The organism is Nocardia sp. NPDC050630, assembly GCF_044457245.1.
Taxonomy (GTDB): Bacteria; Actinomycetota; Actinomycetes; order Mycobacteriales; family Mycobacteriaceae; genus Nocardia.
In genome coordinates this window covers 443,166-460,957 of sequence record NZ_JBITGN010000001.1, presented here as the reverse complement: position 1 = coordinate 460,957, position 17,792 = coordinate 443,166, and the positions used below count along the sequence as shown (strand labels likewise).

The window sequence follows — 17,792 nt, the reverse complement described above, 5'->3', positions numbered from 1 at the left end:
TCGAACGAACAGGGGCATGTCCGCCCATGATCGACCGGTACCGCCCGCCACCCAGCGGGTGTCTTCCCAATTCCAGCAGCATGGATCCGGCTCACGCTGTCGCGCAGCCGCGGTGACCGATCAGAGACCCGCGGAAAATGGTCGATCGCCAAATGCCCATTCGCACTTCGGTTTCGGTGACGTCGTCGCGAAAGTGCGGGCTCAGGGTAGGCCCGGGGTCAGGAGTCGCCGGTGAGGCGGCGGCGGTCGCGTTCCTCGGCGGCGGCTGCGGCGGTGCGGCGCTGTTCCTCCGCGGCGAGTTGCAGCGCGGTGCGGCTCCAGACGACGCGGATCCAGTGGAAGGTCAGCACGACGATGGCGATGACGCCGAGGATGAGGCCGACACCGGGGCCTGCGCCGTGGTAGTTACCGAGGCCTGGGGTCTGGCGGTGCCAGATCGAGAAGACGCCGAACACGCTGCCGATCGCGGAACCGGCGACCGCGACCCAGGCGAGCACCCAGCGACGGGTCATCAGCGCGAGCAGCGAGAAGCCGATGCCGAAGACGACGGCGAACCAGACGAAGATCCGCGACGGCAGACCGATGTGCTCGGCACGTGCGGCATCGGTACCGAGCAACACATCGAACCCGCGCGCGCCGCCCGCATGCGACAGTACGAGTGAAAACAGCAGCAGGAAAACGGCACCGGCGACCACCATCGCGCGCACCCCCGGATCGATCTCCCCCGCAATGCGCCGCTCGACGGCATCGAGATCGTCCTTGAACTGCTCGAAGCCATTACTGCTCTCGACCGAGTTCACTGCGCCCTCGTCTCCTTCGGCTGATCCCTGCCCGGCTGCCATACCCGCATCCACTGTGCCATCACCGCCCTCATTCCCCGCAACCGCCCCACTACGTTCGGTAGTACTTGCGGCTCCTGCCCCCGAATCCGGTTCAGGCGCACTGCCGACAGACGCATCGGACGCACGACCGGACTCGAGATCCGCCCCCTCGGCAGCACGCACCGAACGATCCGCTTCGGCACCGATCGAACCCGACTCGGACGACGCTCCAGACGCACCGGGTGGGAGACCCGCTCCCCCAGCACGCGTCAGGTCATCGTCACCCGGCCGAGTGTTCATGCGCCGCAGCCGGTTGAGCAGCCAGAGGCGACCGGCTCGGTGCTGGGGGCGCCGATGCGCGGAAGGCCGAGGCCGACCCCGATGGGGTCGGTTTTGGGTGTGATGCCACGTTCGTGGGCGTCCCCGGCACGGGTGCGGCGGTGGCTTTTGATGGTCGCATCAGCGATCAGATGGTGCGGGGCCGCATCGGTGATGTCGACGGTGATGATGTCGCCGGGGCGGATCTTTTCCGCAGCGCCCTCGGGACGGAAGTGCACGAGTCGGCCGTCGCGGGCGCGGCCGCTCATCCGGGCGGTCGCCGCGTTCTTCTTGCCAGCACCCTCGGCGACCAGCAATTCGACCTCGGTGCCGATGAGGGCCTTGTTCGCGTCGAGGGAGATCTCCTCCTGCAGCGCGATCAGCCGTTCGTAGCGCTCCTGCACTACCGCCTTCGGCAACTGATCGGGCATCTCCGCGGCGGGCGTGCCGGGCCGCTTGGAGTACTGGAAGGTGTAGGCGCTGGTGAACCGCGCCTGCCGGACCACATCCAGGGTCTCCTGGAAGTCTTCCTCGGTCTCGCCAGGGAAGCCGACAATGATGTCGGTGGTGATCGCGGCGTGCGGCATCGCGGCCCGCACCTTCTCGATGATGCCGAGGTAGCGCGCCTTGCGGTAGGACCGGCGCATCGCCTTCAGCACCCGATCCGAACCGGACTGCAGCGGCATATGCAGTTGCGGGCAGATATTCGACGTCTCGGCCATCGCCTCGATCACGTCGTCGGTGAATTCGGCCGGATGTGGCGAGGTGAAGCGCACCCGCTCCAGCCCATCGATGCGACCGGCCGCGCGCAGCAGTTTCGCGAAGGCACCTCGATCGCGTGCCTCGTCGGGATCGGCGAAGGACGCACCGTAGGAGTTCACGTTCTGCCCGAGCAGCGTGACTTCCAGCACGCCCTGATCGACCAGCGCCTGCACCTCGGCGAGCACGTCACCCGGACGGCGATCGACCTCTTTGCCGCGCAGCGACGGCACGATGCAGAACGTGCAGGTGTTATTGCAGCCGACCGAGATCGAAACCCAACCGGCATAAGCGGATTCACGCTTGGCGGGCAGACTCGACGGAAACGCCTCTAGCGATTCCAGAATCTCCACCTGTGCCTCGGCATTGTGTCGCGCGCGCTCGAGCAGCACCGGCAGCGATCCGATGTTGTGTGTGCCGAACACCACATCCACCCAGGGCGCCTTGCGCACGACGGTATCGCGGTCCTTCTGCGCCAGACAACCGCCGACGGCGATCTGCATGCCCGGCCGGTCGGCCTTGATCGGGGCGAGGTGGCCGAGGGTGCCGTAGAGCTTGTTGTCGGCGTTCTCGCGCACCGCGCAGGTATTGAAGACGACGAGGTCGGCCGTCGCGCCGGGCGCAACCTTCACATAACCCGCATCCTCGAGCAGGCCCGACAAGCGTTCGGAATCGTGCACGTTCATCTGGCAACCGAAGGTGCGGACCTCGTAACTGCGTGCACCGTCCGCGGCCGCAGGGGCGGGAGACAGCACTGCCTGTCCGATCGAGTCCACCCGTCCAGGGTACGGGGGTGGGCAATGCGGGTTTTCAGCGCATCGGCGCAGGCTCCGGGCCCAGGCCGGGGGCATCGGAAGAGTTACGGCGCTGTGTCGTATCGGCGCGGCGTCACGGTGTGTCGCCGAAACCCGGGCAAATCGCCGTTTTCCGCTTAAGGTCTTGGACCATGACCGACGACGCCACCGCACCCGACACAATCGGGTTGGCCAAAACCGGGGCAGCTAGTTCTGATGAGGGCAGTACCGCCACAAGCGCGCCGATGATTTCGATGCGCGATGTGCAAAAGCACTTCGGTGACCTGCATGTACTGCGCGATATCAACCTCGAAGTCCCCAAGGGGCAGGTTGTTATCGTGCTGGGCCCCTCGGGGTCCGGGAAGTCGACGCTGTGCCGCACCATCAACCGACTCGAGCCGATCGACTCCGGCGATATCGCCATCGACGGGGTGCCACTGCCCGCCGAGGGCCGCGCGCTTGCCGCACTGCGCGCCGATGTCGGCATGGTGTTCCAATCATTCAACCTCTTCGCGCACAAGACGATCGTCGAGAACGTGATGCTCGCGCCGCTGAAGGTTCGCAAGGTGAAAAAGGAGAACGCCCGCAAGCGCGCGATGGAGTTGCTCGAGCGCGTCGGGATCGCCAATCAGGCCGATAAGTATCCGGCGCAACTGTCCGGCGGCCAGCAGCAGCGCGTCGCGATCGCCCGCGCGCTGGCGATGAGCCCGAAGGTGATGCTATTCGACGAGCCGACTTCGGCGCTGGACCCGGAGATGGTCAACGAGGTGCTCGACGTCATGGTGTCGTTGGCCAAGGAGGGGATGACGATGCTGGTCGTCACCCACGAGATGGGCTTCGCGCGCAAGGCGGGTAATCGGGTGCTGTTCATGGCGGACGGGTCGATCGTCGAGGACGACACACCCGAGGTGTTCTTCACCGCGCCGAAGTCCGACCGTGCCAAGGATTTCCTCGGCAAGATTCTGAGCCACTGAACCGAGTAATCACCGCAGCCGTAAGACCTCGGCCACCGAAATCACCAGAGGGAGAAGGAACACGATGAGGATCAACCGTTCGCTTCGACTCGGCATCGGGGCGCTCGCCCTGACGCTGGCCGCAACAACCGCCGCCTGTGGCGGTGGTAGCGACAAGTCCGCACTCGACAACGCCAAGGACGGAAAGCTCACCGTCGGAATCAAATTCGACCAGCCGGGCCTGGGCCTGCGCAATAAGGACGGCTCCTACAGCGGCTTCGACGTGGAGGTCGCCAAGTACGTCGCGGGCAAGCTCGGTGTGAAGCCGGAGAACATCACGTTCAAGGAGTCCCCGTCCGGTCAGCGCGAGACCCTGATCGAGAACGGTCAGGTCGACTACATCGTCGCCACCTACTCGATCAACGACGCGCGTAAGCAGAAGGTCGATTTCGCCGGACCGTATTACGTTGCGGGCCAGTCGCTTTTGGTGAAGGCCGACAACAACGGCATCAACGGGCCCGATGATCTGAAGGGTAAGAAGGTCTGCTCGGTCAAGGGCTCCACCCCGGCCCAGAACATCGAGAAGAACTACCCCGCCACGCAGCTGCAGACCAACGACACCTACTCGCTGTGCCTCGAGGGCCTGCAGGCCGGTTCGTACGACGCGGTGACCACCGACGACATCATCCTGGCCGGTTACGCCGCGCAGAGCACGGGCACGTTCAAGGTGGTCGGCAAGCCGTTCACCACGGAGAACTACGGCATCGGCCTGAAGAAGGGCGATAAAGAGCTGCGCGACAAGGTCAATGACGCGATCGAGGCGATGATCGCCGATGGGTCCTGGAAGAAGGCCTTCGACTCCACGGTCGGCGCCTCCGGCTACCAGGCGCCCACACCGCCGACGGTGAACCGGTACTGAGATTCGCGATCGGGTGGTCCGCACGGGCCACCCGATCACTTGGCTACGAGCAACCCGTACATCGCGCGCGGAAGGATGATCTCCGGCCGCCGCACAATCCGATCGGAGGGACGCGACCACCGTGTTCGACCTGATCTCGAGGTATGACGTCCTCGGCGCCTTCTGGGTGACCATCAAACTGACCGCGTCGTCGGCGGTCCTGGCCCTGATCCTGGGCACATTCGTCGCCGCGATGCGCGTGTCCCCCGTGCCGGTCGCCCGTTTTCTCGGCGCCGCCTACGTCACCATCTTCCGCAATACCCCACTGACGCTCATCATCGTGTTCTGCTCGCTCGGCCTCTACTCCACCATGGGCTGGAAGCTCGCACCGGAGGGTCCGAACTCACTGGCGCAGAACAACTTCCGCTACGCAGTACTCGGACTCAGCATCTACACGGCGGCATTCGTGTGCGAGTCGTTGCGTTCCGGTATCAACACCGTGCCGATGGGCCAGTCCGAGGCGGGCCGCTCACTGGGCTTCACCTTCACCCAGAACCTACGAATCGTGGTATTGCCGCAGGCATTCCGTTCGGTTATCGCCCCGCTGGGCAGCGTGCTGATCGCGCTTACCAAGAACTCCACGATCGCCTCGGCGATCGGTGTCGCCGAGGCCGCGACCCTGATGGCCAAGATGAACGAGAACGAGGCCGCGCTGATCACCATCGGCTTCATATTCGCACTCGGCTTCGTGATCCTGACCCTGCCGACCGGCCTGCTGTTCGGCTGGCTGGCCAAGCGATTCGAGGTGGCTCGGTGAGTGCTTCGGTTCTTTTCGATGCGCCGGGGCCCCGCGCGCGCATTCGAAACCAAATCTATTCCGTCATTGCGATTATCGCGGTGCTGGCACTCGGCTGGGTGTTCTATCGCGGATTCGCCGATAAGGGACAATTCACCGCCGAGAAGTGGAAGCCGTTCATCGAGGCAGACGTCTGGAAGACCTATCTGCTGCCCGGTCTGCGCGGCACCCTCGTCGCGGCGCTGATGTCCATCGTCTTCGCGCTCGTGATCGGCATGGTCTTCGGCATCCTGCGGCTGTCGGATCATCGGGTGGTGCGCTGGGTGGCCGGCGCGATCGTCGAGGTGGCCCGGGCCATTCCGGTGCTGATCCTGATGATCTTCCTGTTCTACGTCTTCTCCGACTACAAGGTGTTCAAGGTCGATCAGCTCGCGCTATGGGCCGTGGTGATCGCGTTGACCGTCTACAACGGTTCGGTCATTGCCGAAATCGTGCGCGCGGGCATCAAATCGCTGCCGAAGGGACAGACCGAGGCCGCGGTGGCGCTGGGTCTACGCAAGGGACAGCTGATGCGGTTGATCCTGCTGCCGCAGGCGATTACCGCGATGCTGCCCGCATTGATCTCGCAAATGGTTGTGGCGCTGAAGGATTCGGCGCTCGGTTACCAGATCACCTACCTCGAGATCGTGCGTCAGGGCTCGCAACTCGGTGCGGCCGAACGCAATACGGTGCCCGCACTGATGGTCGTCGCCGTGGTGATGATTCTGCTGAACAGCACGTTGACTTTCGTGGCCAATAAGCTGGAGCAGCGGTTGCGCTCGCGCAAGCGGACCAAGGGTGCGGCTGTCGTGGCGGCCGACTCGATTCTGACCGATGCGACTCCAGGGATGGATATCACGCAGAAGTCCTGAGTCCGGCCGAGTCCGAGCGCTGCACTTCTCGAATCCGGCCATTGCCAGATTCCGCGGAAAGTGCACGCTCGGACCCCATTTTCTGGCCGACTCGGTTTTCGTTGCTGCTTGTCACGACCACAATTCGGTCATCGGGCTGTGCGGCCGCCAAGGGGTTGGGCATGTGCGCGAAGTTGTCGATGCGCGTCGATGAGTGGCTGATGATCAGGACAACGGCACGGTGCTACCGAGTTCTTCGCTCTCGGAGTGGAGCGCGGAGGTGAAAGTTTCCGCGCGCGGGGCGGATTCGGGGCAGTAGGTGGCCGCTGCCACCGCGGTGGCTGCGCGGACGAACGCGGCCACGGCGGGTGAGTGGCAGTTTTGCGGCCAGGCTATCGCGAGGGTGGTTGGTTTCAGGTCGGTGACGGGGCGATAGGCGATGCCGGGGCGAGGGTGGCGGCGGGCGACCGAGGAGGGCGGGAACCAGATGCTGTTGCCGAGTTCGACCAGGTTGAAGATCTGCGCCAGATCCCGGATGAGACGCGGGGTTTCCGAAGGTGGCACGAGGCCGTCGCGGTCGGCCGGAATTCCGTCTGGCAGCGTTCGACCGGCCAGGTCGGCCAGGCACAGGGTTGCCCGGGCTGCGAGCGGATCGGATGCGGCCAGCGCGACCAGGCGGGGTTCGGTGAGCAGCGGTTCGACGTCCAGACCCCGGTCGTCGTACGGGGTGGACACGAGGGCGACATCCGCACGGCCCTGTAGCAGGGCCGGGACTTGCTCGCCCCGACCACCCAATATCAACTCGACCGGAACTGCGACTTCCTCGAGGTGGTATGTCTCGAGAATCTTCGGCAGGAGTCCGGCGTCGTAGTCGGCTTTGAGCGCGAGCCGTAGACCCGGCGCGGCCCGGCCGACGTGGCGGACGCGCTGAGCGGCCGCCGCGACGGCATCGAGTGCGGTCCGTGCGTCGCGGAGCAAGGTCGCGCCGGGCGGGGTGAGCACGACATGTCGGGTGGTGCGCTCGAAAAGTTGAACGCCCAGTTGACGTTCCAGCTCCCGGATCGCCCGGGACAGGGGTGGTTGCGCCATCCCCAGTCGCTCGGCCGCGCGTCCGAAGTGCAGTTCCTCCGCGACGGCCACGAAGTATCGGAGTTGCCGAACCTCCAGATCACTCATATCCCCACGGTATCAACGCTTATCCAATCGGTCCTTCAGGTTCGGTGCCATGCCGACTTGACTGGCCAGTGCCACATCACTCGAGCAGAGGTCGTCATGATCGTTGTTACCGCCCCTACCGGCAATATCGGCCGTCAGGTCCTCCCGCATCTCCTCGCCAGCGAGGTCCCGGTCCGCGTCATCGCGCGTGATCCCGCACGCCTGCCCACCGAAATCCGCGAACGCGTCGAAGTCGTCATAGGTTCGCACGGGGATATCGATGTCGTCACCAAGGCATTCGCCGGTGCCGATGCCGTATTCTGGCTGCTTCCGCCGAATCGGCAGACCACCAGTCTCGACGCGGCCTTTCTGGATTTCACCCGGCCCGCGTGCGAGGCATTCACAAGCCAGGGCATCCAGCGCGTCGTCGGAGTTTCCGGCCTTGGGCGCGGGGCCGCGTCGGTTGGAAACGCCGGACTGGTCACGGCATCACTGGCGATGGATGATCTGATTGCGAGCACCGGCGTGAACTACCGCGCGCTGACGATGCCATCGTTCATGGACAACTTTCTCTGGCAGGTCGAGGTGATCAAGAGCCAGGGCATGTTCTTCGCACCGCTGTCCCCCGATCTGAAACGCCCCACCTGCGCGACCCGCGATATCGCCGCCGTGGCCGCCGAACTGCTGCTCGACGACTCGTGGAGCGGATACGACAGCGTCCCCGTACTCGGCCCGGAAGACCTGTCCAACAACGACATGGCGCGAATCATGTCCGAAGTGCTGGGCCGCCCGATCCGGTTCCAACAAGTCTCCGGCGAAGCCTACAAAGCCACAATGCTCGAATCCGGAATGTCCGAGGCAATGGCCCAGGGCATGTACGACATGCTGGAGGCAAAGGAGAACGGCCTCGACAACGCCGAACCGCGCACCCCGCGATCCACAACCCCCACCACCTTCCGCCAATGGTGCGAAGAAGTTCTCGCCCCGGCCTTCACCTCTAACAACTGAGGCCAGTCCGCAGCCCTACCTGCCGCCTGTTCACCACGGCATACGCGCGCGGTCGCACGCGTGTCTCGAGCAAGAGCGGGGCGGGCTACCAGAGCTCAGTCGGGATCCGGCAGGTCGGACTGGGCCTGTGCGAGTTCGGCTTTCACGACGGTGAAGGCGGTGGATTGGTTGTAGCCGCGGCGCGCGAGCATGGCGACGAGGCGGCGGATTGTTTTATCGCGATCCAGGTTTGTGGGCATGGTGCGTAGTTTGCGGCGGACCAGTTCGGTCGCGCGTTGTTCCTCGTCGTCGTGGGTGATGGCGTCGAGGGCGGAGGCTGCGTCGGACTGGGATACGCCTTTGCGGCGAAGTTCTTGGGCGAGGGCTTGTTTGCCCTTGCCGGAGAAGGTGTGACGCGAGTGAACCCACTGTTCGGCGAAGGCTGCGTCGTCGATCAGGCCGACCTCGGTGAAGCGGTCAAGGGCGCGTTCGGTGATCTCGGGGGTAAAGCCCTTGGCGGCGAGACGCTGCGCTAGTTCGGCACGGCTGCGGGCGCGGACGGCGAGCAGGCGAAGACACGCCTCCTTTGCCTGCTCGACCGTCCCGCCTTGGGGACTGCGCTCCGCACGGGACCGCGGATCATCCCCGCCTACACGGGGGACCGCGGTACCTGTTTGTCGCGCACCCTCCTCGGATCCGGCCGCCACCGGATCCGCCCATCGGCCTTCAGAACTCTGGAAGTCAGCCGAGTGGGAGTCGTTGCGCCGGAACTCGTTCCGACGCCCGCGACCGCGCCGGGACCCGGTCGAACGCGCCCGCTGCGGATCGGGTGCGTTCGACCGAGTTCCCATGATGTCCGAATCGGCCAAACCACCGTCGGCCGACCGGACCCGCCTATCCCCCTGCCCTCTCCCCCGAAAACCCACTCCCCTCGAATCTCCCTCAGACCATCGCCCTGGCCCCGCACCGAACTCATCCGACCGGAAATCCACAGCCTCCGAACCGAACTCGGACAACCGAGGACCAGCATCCACCGAGTCACCCTCGGACTTCCTGGCCCGACCTACTTCGGACTCACCCGAACGAAATTGGTCGGCGTCTGAGCCACCGTCGGACCATCCGCCGCGTCCGAGCTCCGGCGCCGTCGATTGAAAACCATTGGCCTCCAAGTCGATCTCGGACCGCCGACCACGGCTCCACTCGAAACCACCGTTCCGCGGCCCAGCGCCCGCTGAATCAACCGCGGACTGCCGGACACGTCCGGACTCGGACTCGCTCGGCCGGAGACCGGCGGTCTCCGAATCGTTCTGAGACCATCGCACCCGATCCGGTTCGGACTCCTCTGAGCCGGAACCGGTGGAGGTTGGGATGGGTGGGCGGCCTGAGGCGGACAGTAGTTCGTTCAGGCGGCGACGGGCCTCGGTTACCGGGTCCGGGCGCGTTGTATCGGGCGCGGGCCGGGTGGGATGCGGGGCTGAGCGCCGAGGGGTCATCGGATCAGAAGTCGGCGGGGACCTCAGTGGCCGCGCCCTCGGCGGTCACATCGGCGCCGATGCCGAGCTTCTCCTTGATCTTCTTCTCGATCTCGTCGCGGACGTCGGTGTTCTCCAGCAGGAACTTGCGGGCGTTCTCTTTGCCTTGGCCGAGCTGGTCACCCTCGTAGGTGTACCAGGAGCCGGACTTGCGGATGAAGCCCTGCTCGACACCCATATCGATGAGCGAGCCCTCCTTAGAGATGCCCTGGCCGTAGAGGATGTCGAATTCGGCCTGCTTGAACGGCGGCGAGACCTTGTTCTTCACGACCTTCACGCGGGTACGGTTGCCGACCGCATCGCTGCCGTCCTTGAGCGTCTCGATGCGGCGCACATCCAAGCGCACCGAGGCATAGAACTTCAGCGCCTTACCACCGGTCGTGGTCTCGGGCGAACCGAACATCACGCCGATCTTCTCCCGCAGCTGGTTGATGAAGATGGCGGTGGTGCCGGAGTTGTTCAGCGCACCGGTCATCTTGCGCAGCGCCTGGCTCATCAAGCGCGCCTGCAGACCGACGTGGCTGTCACCCATCTCACCCTCGATTTCGGCACGCGGTACCAGCGCGGCGACCGAGTCGATGACGATGATGTCGATAGCGCCCGAACGCACCAGCATGTCGGCGATTTCCAGCGCCTGCTCACCGGTATCGGGCTGGGAGACGAGCAGTGCGTCGGTGTCGACGCCCAGCTTGCGCGCATAATCGGGATCGAGCGCGTGCTCGGCGTCGATGAAGGCAGCCACGCCGCCCGCGGCTTGGGCATTGGCCACCGCGTGCAGTGCGACGGTCGTCTTACCCGAGGACTCCGGACCGTAGACCTCGATGATGCGGCCGCGCGGCAGACCGCCGATGCCGAGCGCCACGTCCAGGGCGATGGATCCGGTCGGGATCACCGAAATGGGCTGGCGCGCCTCCTCACCGAGACGCATGACCGCGCCCTTGCCGAAGCTCTTCTCGACCTGAGCCAGCGCCAGCTCGAGCGCCTTATCACGGTCGTACGCCTGTGGTGCCATATCCTGATCCCCTTTTCGCCGGGTAAGTCTCGTTCGTGGTTGGCGCCCACATTAGAGGGCGGCACCGACAAGTTCTGATGACCAGCCTAGACGAACAGGTGTTCGAGTCAAGCGACGCGCCCGACAACACGCGCCCCGAACTTTCCGACCTGGCAACCGCCGCGCTACGGCCGATCGCAGCCCCTTTTCCGAGCGCTGACCCCCTCCTCATCGCACCAGCGAAATCCGATCGCTGTCCAGCAACGTCTGCGCCTGCTTGTACACCCGCAATGCGGGCGTCACCTCTACATCCGTGATCCCATCGAGCGCACCGAGCCGCTGCGTGACATACCGGTAGAGGTGCGCGGTATCGCGACACATCAGCGAGGCCATCAGATTGGTCGGCCCGGTGGTCGCGGCGATGAAGACGATCTCGGGGTGGGTTGCCATCGCGGTGCCCACCGCCTCGAGATCCGCCGGCCGTGTGCGCAGCCATAGCGCCGCTCGCACCGCGTACCCCATCCGTTCGATCGCGAAATCGAGATCGAAGTACAGCACCCGGGATTCGACGAGTTCGGCCATGCGACGCGCTACTCTCGTTGCGGTCCAACCGATTTCGGCGGCGATCTGGGCGTAGGGTGCGCGGCCGTCACGGCCGAGCAGCGCCAGCATCGCCTCGTCCTGCGCCGAAAGTTCCACCGGCGCTTCCGGTCCCGTATCGGCCCGCCACGGCGGCCGCGGACCGAGTTCGCGCAGTTGCGCCGCGGTGAACAGGTGACCGAAATGCGGCCACTCCTCATCGAGCGGGAAGCGGTGGATCACCTCGTGTGCGGTCAGCCCGATCACCTGACTGGCCTGGGGCAAGGTCTGCATCAGCAGCTTGTCGCGCCGCTCGACCGAGCGCGGCCTGCTCACGCACGTCACCTCGGATCCGGTGGACAGCAGGGTGACCCAGCTCAGATCCGGAAAGCGAGCCAGCGATTCGGCCAGCCGCGCCGCCTTGTCCGGGGTCGATCGAAGCCGGATCACCCAGCGCGCATGCCCGAGCGGCACCGCGTTGACCTGCCCCGATACATGCAGAATGCCGCGCTGCCGCAACGATCGGTAGCGCCGCGCCACCGTCTGCTCCGACACCCCCAGGATCGCGCCGAGCTTGGCGAACGGGATGCGCGCATCGGTCACCAGCGCGTGCAGGATCTGCTTGTCGAGGACATCGAGCATGGAGGAATCCACGCCATCTTCGGATTGCACAGGAGGAATCTAACGCATATCGCCGCGCGACTATGTGGATATCAACGCCTGTCCCACTCTGAGTGTCGATATTTTTCGAATCGCCTCGGAGGCTCCGTGAGGAAATGGCTGCCCTTATTCGCCGCGTGCCTTGGCACGCTGATGCTGCTCATCGACGTCACCATCGTCAATGTCGCGCTTCCCGACATCGCCGCCGATCTCGGCACCGGTCTGTCCGGACTGCAGTGGGTGATGGATGGATATGCGCTCGCGCTGGCCGCGCTGCTGCTGGTGCTCGGTTCGTTGGCCGACCGGGTCGGTGCGAAACGCGCCTATCTCGCCGGACTCGTCGTCTTCGCGCTCGCCTCGCTGATCTGCGGGATCGCCGACACCTCGGCGAGTCTCATTGCGGCGCGGGCACTACAGGGTATCGGCGGGGCCGCGATGTTCGCGACCACCCTATCGCTGCTGCACTCCACCTACACCGGCCGTGATCGCGGTGTCGCCTTCGGCGTCTGGGGCGCGGTATCAGGTGCCGCGGCTGGAATCGGTGTCGTGCTAGGCGGTGTGCTCACCGAGGCGCTGTCATGGCGTTGGATCTTCTTCGTAAATCTGCCGATCGCGGTATTGGCGATCGTATTGACCGCCGTTGTTTTCCAGCCGTCGGTGCGGCAGGCGGATCGGGCCATCGATGTGCCGGGCATGCTCGCGTTCGCGACTGCGGCGACATCGGTCACCTACGGTGTCATCCGCGGCGGTGAACACGGCTGGTCCGATGGGCCTACACTGCTCGCCCTGGCACTCGGTGCGGTCGCACTGTTGGCCTTCGCATTCATCGAATCCCGCAGTGCCGCGGCGATGTTCCCGCTGACCCTGCTCGGCAATCGCAACTTCGGCGCCACCCTTGTCTCCGCGTCGGGGCAGACGTTCGCGGCCTTCGCCGCCACGCCCCTTATTTCGCTCTGGCTGCAGCAGCAGTTGCATATGTCGCCCATGCGCGCCGGATTGGCCATGCTGCCGATGGCCGCGACGGCATTCGTGGTCGCCGGTGCATTCGGCAAACTGCTGCACGATGTTTCACCGAAATGGACGATCGGCGCCGGTCTGGTGCTGGTCGGTATCGGCACCGGACTGATGACCATTATCGATACCGAATCATCGTGGGCAGCATTGGTTCCCGGATTCGTGGTGATCGGCGCCGGAATCGGCATCAACGCGCCCGCCCTTGTCGCGGTGGGGATGGCCGCGGTGCCGCCGCACCAGGGCGGGATCGCCGCGGGCGCGGTGAATACCGCGCGGCAGCTCGGCCTCGCACTCGGAGTCGCAGTGCTGGGCACCGTATTCCGCGAAGTCGCCGATGACACACGACCAATGACATTGTCGCGGTTCGTGGACGGGTTGGACGCGGCGTTCAGTATCGCGGCCGCAATCGGAATCGTATTCGGCATGATCGCATTCGGCCTGTTCCATCGTCAGCGCCAACTTGCCGACGTCCCAACCCAGCCCGAGACTGTCGTCGCCTGAGCATCGCCCCCGCACACCAACCGGGCACCGCGTACACGCGATGCCCGGTCAGGAGTCGGATTGCCCCGGTACTACCGATTATCGCTGCGGCAGAACAGATTCGTCGCCCTGCGGGCGCGGGCCGAGGATGCGGCGGTCGGATTCGTCGATGCGGACATCGTTGATGCTCGCTTCGCGTCGCGACATCAGACCGTCCGGGGTGAACTCCCACTGCTCGTTGCCGTAACTGCGCCACCACTGGCCGGATTCATCATGCCATTCGTACTGAAAGCGGACCGCGATGCGGTTGTCTTCGAAGGCCCAGAGATCCTTGCGGAGTGCGTACCCGTTTTCGATGGACCACTTTCGGGTGAGGAATTCGACGATGGCTGCACGTCCGGTGAAGAACTCGGCGCGGTTGCGCCACACCGAATCCTCGGTGTACGCGGCGGCGACGCGCTCGGGATCCCTGGTGTTCCAGGCATTCTCGGCGGCGCGCACCTTGGCCTTGGCGGATTCCAGGTCGAACGGCGGCAGCGGAGGTCGCATGGCAATTCCCTTCTCGGGTGTGAGGTCATGGGTTGACTGGGGAGAGTTCGGCCGGGCCCCAGCGGAGCGGGCCCGGGCCGGGGAGCTCGACCACTTCCGTAATGGTGAAGTCGATCGAGCACTGAGCTCCGGCAGTGAAGGTTTCGGGTGCCCAGGACAATTCGGCGGTTCCGGTGAGGTGAAGGGTTGCGCCCGTGGCCCAGTCCGGGATCAGGATGCCGCAGCGTGGGTTCACCGCGATATTTCCGAGTGTCATGAACATCGAATTGCCCTGATAGTCCGGCCATCTCAGCCGAGTCGGCGAAAGCACCTGCAAGAATCCGGGATTTCCGCCGCGATGGGAGGCATCGGCATTGCCGTCGGTATCCGCTGTGGCGACGAAGAAGGCGTCCGCCGCAGCGATCAGTCCAAGCTGTCGCGCATCGAGTTCCGTGCCATGCAGGGCCGCCGGTAGGTCTATATCAGGGCAATACGATTCGATCTGCCTGCGCGAGATGTACTTCGGACAGTTCGAATACACCTGATCGACGGTAATCAGCAGGCCCGCCTGTTTTGGCGTCGCAGATCCGTTGACGCGCATTCGCCTTCGCCGCTGCGGCTGCAGCGCGATCATGCCGATCCGGGCAGGACGAGTAAGCGCTTCGTGCAGTGGATCTCCGGCAACCGGAAAAGCATCGATCGCGATCGTCTCGCCATCGATGACACGCACGAACCCCGGCGATCCGACCAACGACCCTGCCCACACCCGTCCCGCGAGGTCCGCAGCCCCGATCACAACCATTGGCTGCTCCGCCAGAAACCCGGCTGCGATATCCGGGATGTCGGCGCGAATCATCCGCCCCACCCGGTCGGCGATATGCGCCTGGCCCATTCGCCGCTGCACGGCGACCTCGCCCGAATGGAAATGGCTCATCAGGATCCTCCTGACGTGTTCGACGTGTTCCGGCTCAGAAGAATCCACAGGTCGGAGCGGCACCGCTGGGCGCGGGAGCGTGTTCGGCGCCCGTGGGTGCGTACACCTCGAGGCGGATGCCGTCGGGATCGGTGAAGAAGATGCCGCCCGAGGCGACGCCCTCGCCGTGCGCGACCACGCCACTGTGGGCAAAACTCACCGCGAGTTCCCGCAGCAGCGCCTCGATCGAGCGCACCTGTTCGACGGTGTCGACCTGAAACGAAAGATGATGCAGGCCAGGGGTTTCGGTGGAGAACGCGCCATTGGACTGCTGCCAGAGGGTCAGCACGAGCTTGCCATTGGCACCCAGGAAAGCCCAACGCTTGTCGTCGTCGGTACTGGCAGCGAGCTGCTCGAACCCGAATGCGCGCCGGTAGAAGTCCACTGATCGGTTCAGGTCGGAGACATTCAGGCCGATGTGTCCGGTGACCAACTCGGGCGCGATAGCTGTCGTCATCTGATCCTCCTGGAATACTTAACTGGTCAAGTTAATTTGACTAGTTAGAACATATGCGGTGGCACTGCGTCTGTCAACCTTTAAAATCTTCTTAGCTAGTTAGAACGGTGGTGGTTGCCCTGGAGACGACGGGGAGATCGTTACTCTCAGGTATGCCCGATCCACGCCCCCACCTCGGTGAACCGCTGGCACTCGACCTGCTGAACACTCGGTGGAACCAGGACGGACCGCAGGATCTGCTCACCGATGTCACCGGTCTGGGCATCTGGCTCGCCACGGCGGGACTCGATGATCGCGCGAAGACGGATGAGCGGACCCTGCAAGCGGTACTCACCGCTCGCACCGCCATCTACGACGTGGTGAAACATGCCTCGCACACCGCGCTCAACGAAGTACTCGGCCACGGCCGGATCCGACGCCTCCTGACCGATACCGGACCCGCCGACATCGTCGACGTACCCGAAACCGCTTGGCTCCCAGCCTGGCTCGCCGCCGATAACCTGCTGCGGCTACTGGCCGAGGCACCCGACCGGATCCGCCAGTGCGCCCATCCGGACTGTGTGCTGTTCTTCTACGACACCTCGAAAAACGGCACCCGCCGATGGCATTCGATGGCGACCTGCGGCAATCGAACCAAGGCCGCGCGCCACTACGCGAAAAAGGGCTGAATTCAGAAGAGTTCGTCCAGCAGTCGGTAGTAGTCCAGTCGCCGTCGGTCCGGCTCGGCGAGCCCGTAGGTAGCGTAGAACGCGCGCAATTCGTCGGAACCGAAATCCTCGAGCAGATCGCGCCGAGCCAGGGCCAGGTCGCGGTATCGATCCGCGACACCCAAGCCGCCGACGTCGATCAGCAGACCACCGGCAAGCACATTGGTCGGGGTGAAATCACCGTGCGCGACAACGAGATCCTCCGCCAGCGGACGTTCGGCGAGCAGTCGTTGGTAGACCTGTTCCGGCGTCAACTCTCGGTTGTCGTCGTCGAAGTCGTCGACATCGACCAAACCCTCCAGCACCCGGCGCCGCGCCTGCGCCAGCATCACATCCAACCGGCCGTCGAATGGGCACTCGGCGATGGGAATGTCATGCAGACGTCGCAGCAGTGCGCCCATGACCGCGCCCACCGATTCCGTCGGCTCGGCGGCCAGACTCGGCAGACCCGCGTCGGTGAGCACCAAGACGTCCTCTTCGAACACGGCAATGTCCGGTAGTTGAATCCCCTTGCCCCGCAACCAATTCAGTCGCACAAATTCAGCGGCGGCCTGCGGGCCCCGCTTGACCCAGTACGCACCATCGACGTGCGCGACACCGCCGCTCATCCCCTCGTGTTCCCGCGACCACGCGGGATCGTCACCCAGCACTGCGGCAACCTTCGGCGGCAAGGTCGTGGGCAGGTCGTCGAGAAGGTCGAGGGTGGTACGCGTGGATTCGATCAGCTCGGTATCCCCCTCGACGACGCGCAGTTTCAACGCCTCGGTGAGCCGAGCCCTGGCCTCGGACAGTCTGCCCTGTTCGGCGAGGGCCTTGCCCAGGTGCTGCAGCGCGAACGAAAGCACCTCGGAATCGGTGGCTCGGTCCACGGCTCGGCGATACAGCGTTTCGGCGGTGACGGTGTCACCCCAGTAGTGGTAGACATCGCCGAGGTTGATCCAGACCGACATCCGGCGATAGTCACTATCGGCGAGTTCGAGAGCGCGATCGAGGTGATCGAGGGCCTCGGCGTAGCGGCCGAGCAGCATCAGCTCGATGCCGAGCTTGCGGAATTCGGCGAAGTCGACCGGCCGCGCCGCGGCAACGCGCGCGGCCAGCTCCTCATGATCGGTGGGGATCATGCGCAGCCGCTCGTCGAAGCGGTAACCGTGGTCGGTCACCGCCACGCCTCGCCAGCGTTCGGCTCCGCCGCGACCGGCGGTGCGGTGTATATCGCGGCCTCCCTGCGCTCGGTCACCAGCGTGATCTCGGCACGTCGAAGTCGGCGCAGAGCGCACGCCACACATCACGCGGGTCGATACCCGCTTCGATGGCGGCGGCCCCCGTCCGTCCACCCAGCGCCGGGATCGTGTAGTCCTCGAGCAGCGCATCGCCGCGGGCCACACCGAACTCGGTGTGCAACAGCTCCTGGAACTCGGTCAACCGCACCGTATTCAAGATACTCGCGCCCATGCCGCCGTTTACTCGGGCCGCTCGATCTGCGCACGGTGTCGGCTCGGA

General features: G+C 65.0%; 18 protein-coding genes. 7 read left to right on the top strand and 11 right to left on the bottom strand.

The features are described from left to right. Positions 1 to 218: 218 nt before the first annotated feature. Together ACIBG0_RS01950 and miaB are read right to left on the bottom strand one after the other, a co-directional pair. Positions 219 to 842, bottom strand: coding sequence for a hypothetical protein (locus ACIBG0_RS01950; protein ID WP_397028355.1), 624 nt, complete (start codon positions 840 to 842; stop codon positions 219 to 221). Positions 843 to 1,117: 275 nt separating this feature from the next. Next, positions 1,118 to 2,674, bottom strand: coding sequence for a tRNA (N6-isopentenyl adenosine(37)-C2)-methylthiotransferase MiaB (gene miaB / locus ACIBG0_RS01945; protein WP_397028353.1), 1,557 nt, complete (start codon positions 2,672 to 2,674; stop codon positions 1,118 to 1,120). Between the two features lie 263 nt (positions 2,675 to 2,937). Between miaB and gluA the strand changes: the two genes are divergently transcribed. The 4 genes from gluA to ACIBG0_RS01925 all read left to right on the top strand — a co-directional run bounded on the left by gluA (position 2,938) and on the right by ACIBG0_RS01925 (position 6,250). After that, positions 2,938 to 3,666, top strand: a complete 729-nt coding sequence (gene gluA / locus ACIBG0_RS01940; protein WP_364352041.1) for a glutamate ABC transporter ATP-binding protein GluA — start codon at positions 2,938 to 2,940, stop codon at positions 3,664 to 3,666. A 64-nt stretch (positions 3,667 to 3,730) separates the two neighbouring features. Continuing rightward, positions 3,731 to 4,564, top strand: coding sequence for a glutamate ABC transporter substrate-binding protein (locus ACIBG0_RS01935; protein ID WP_397028351.1), 834 nt, complete (start codon positions 3,731 to 3,733; stop codon positions 4,562 to 4,564). A 121-nt stretch (positions 4,565 to 4,685) separates the two neighbouring features. Further along, positions 4,686 to 5,360, top strand: a complete 675-nt coding sequence (locus tag ACIBG0_RS01930) for an amino acid ABC transporter permease (RefSeq protein ID WP_062985899.1) — start codon at positions 4,686 to 4,688, stop codon at positions 5,358 to 5,360. Continuing rightward, positions 5,357 to 6,250, top strand: coding sequence for an amino acid ABC transporter permease (locus ACIBG0_RS01925; RefSeq protein ID WP_397028348.1), 894 nt, complete (start codon positions 5,357 to 5,359; stop codon positions 6,248 to 6,250). Before ACIBG0_RS01930 ends, ACIBG0_RS01925 begins: the two co-directional genes overlap by 4 nt. Before the next feature lie 204 nt (positions 6,251 to 6,454). Here ACIBG0_RS01925 and ACIBG0_RS01920 read toward each other — a convergent pair whose 3' ends face one another. Then, positions 6,455 to 7,405 carry a LysR family transcriptional regulator gene (locus ACIBG0_RS01920; RefSeq protein ID WP_397028347.1) on the bottom strand — a complete coding sequence of 317 codons (951 nt, stop codon included), beginning with the start codon at positions 7,403 to 7,405 and terminating at the stop codon, positions 6,455 to 6,457. Positions 7,406 to 7,501: 96 nt separating this feature from the next. Between ACIBG0_RS01920 and ACIBG0_RS01915 the strand changes: the two genes are divergently transcribed. Further along, positions 7,502 to 8,392: an NAD(P)H-binding protein gene (locus tag ACIBG0_RS01915; RefSeq protein ID WP_397028346.1), complete on the top strand. Its 891-nt coding sequence runs from the start codon at positions 7,502 to 7,504 to the stop codon at positions 8,390 to 8,392. A 95-nt stretch (positions 8,393 to 8,487) separates the two neighbouring features. On the opposite strand, the gene recX is transcribed toward ACIBG0_RS01915, so the two are convergent. The 3 genes from recX to ACIBG0_RS01900 all read right to left on the bottom strand — a co-directional run bounded on the left by recX (position 8,488) and on the right by ACIBG0_RS01900 (position 12,145). Next, entirely contained in the window at positions 8,488 to 9,078 is a 591-nt protein-coding gene (gene recX / locus ACIBG0_RS01910) for a recombination regulator RecX (protein ID WP_397028344.1), read from the bottom strand. Positions 9,079 to 9,868: 790 nt separating this feature from the next. Continuing rightward, positions 9,869 to 10,915, bottom strand: a complete 1,047-nt coding sequence (gene recA / locus ACIBG0_RS01905; RefSeq protein ID WP_397028342.1) for a recombinase RecA — start codon at positions 10,913 to 10,915, stop codon at positions 9,869 to 9,871. A 207-nt stretch (positions 10,916 to 11,122) separates the two neighbouring features. After that, positions 11,123 to 12,145, bottom strand: coding sequence for an Lrp/AsnC family transcriptional regulator (locus tag ACIBG0_RS01900; RefSeq protein WP_397028340.1), 1,023 nt, complete (start codon positions 12,143 to 12,145; stop codon positions 11,123 to 11,125). 96 nt (positions 12,146 to 12,241) lie between these two features. Between ACIBG0_RS01900 and ACIBG0_RS01895 the strand changes: the two genes are divergently transcribed. Then, a complete protein-coding gene (locus tag ACIBG0_RS01895) occupies positions 12,242 to 13,648 on the top strand; it encodes an MFS transporter (protein ID WP_397028338.1) in 1,407 nt (468 codons plus the stop codon). Positions 13,649 to 13,726: 78 nt separating this feature from the next. Here ACIBG0_RS01895 and ACIBG0_RS01890 read toward each other — a convergent pair whose 3' ends face one another. Genes ACIBG0_RS01890 through ACIBG0_RS01880 form a run of 3 tightly spaced genes read right to left on the bottom strand, consistent with a single transcriptional unit; the run spans position 13,727 to position 15,585 of the window. Continuing rightward, a complete protein-coding gene (locus ACIBG0_RS01890; RefSeq protein WP_397028337.1) occupies positions 13,727 to 14,176 on the bottom strand; it encodes a nuclear transport factor 2 family protein in 450 nt (149 codons plus the stop codon). A gap of 25 nt (positions 14,177 to 14,201) precedes the next feature. After that, on the bottom strand, positions 14,202 to 15,089 hold the full coding sequence (locus tag ACIBG0_RS01885) for a pyridoxamine 5'-phosphate oxidase family protein (protein WP_397028335.1): 888 nt from the start codon (positions 15,087 to 15,089) through the stop codon (positions 14,202 to 14,204). Positions 15,090 to 15,123: 34 nt separating this feature from the next. Next, positions 15,124 to 15,585 (bottom strand): VOC family protein, encoded by a 462-nt coding sequence (locus ACIBG0_RS01880; RefSeq protein ID WP_397028334.1) that lies wholly within the window; start codon positions 15,583 to 15,585, stop codon positions 15,124 to 15,126. 152 nt (positions 15,586 to 15,737) lie between these two features. Between ACIBG0_RS01880 and ACIBG0_RS01875 the strand changes: the two genes are divergently transcribed. Then, positions 15,738 to 16,253 carry a CGNR zinc finger domain-containing protein gene (locus tag ACIBG0_RS01875; protein WP_397028333.1) on the top strand — a complete coding sequence of 172 codons (516 nt, stop codon included), beginning with the start codon at positions 15,738 to 15,740 and terminating at the stop codon, positions 16,251 to 16,253. A gap of 2 nt (positions 16,254 to 16,255) precedes the next feature. Here ACIBG0_RS01875 and ACIBG0_RS01870 read toward each other — a convergent pair whose 3' ends face one another. Continuing rightward, positions 16,256 to 17,452: a phosphotransferase gene (locus tag ACIBG0_RS01870; RefSeq protein ID WP_397028331.1), complete on the bottom strand. Its 1,197-nt coding sequence runs from the start codon at positions 17,450 to 17,452 to the stop codon at positions 16,256 to 16,258. A gap of 73 nt (positions 17,453 to 17,525) precedes the next feature. Then, complete coding sequence (locus tag ACIBG0_RS01865) at positions 17,526 to 17,720, bottom strand: DUF3046 domain-containing protein (RefSeq protein ID WP_397028330.1); 195 nt, start codon at positions 17,718 to 17,720, stop codon at positions 17,526 to 17,528. Positions 17,721 to 17,792 lie beyond the last annotated feature (72 nt).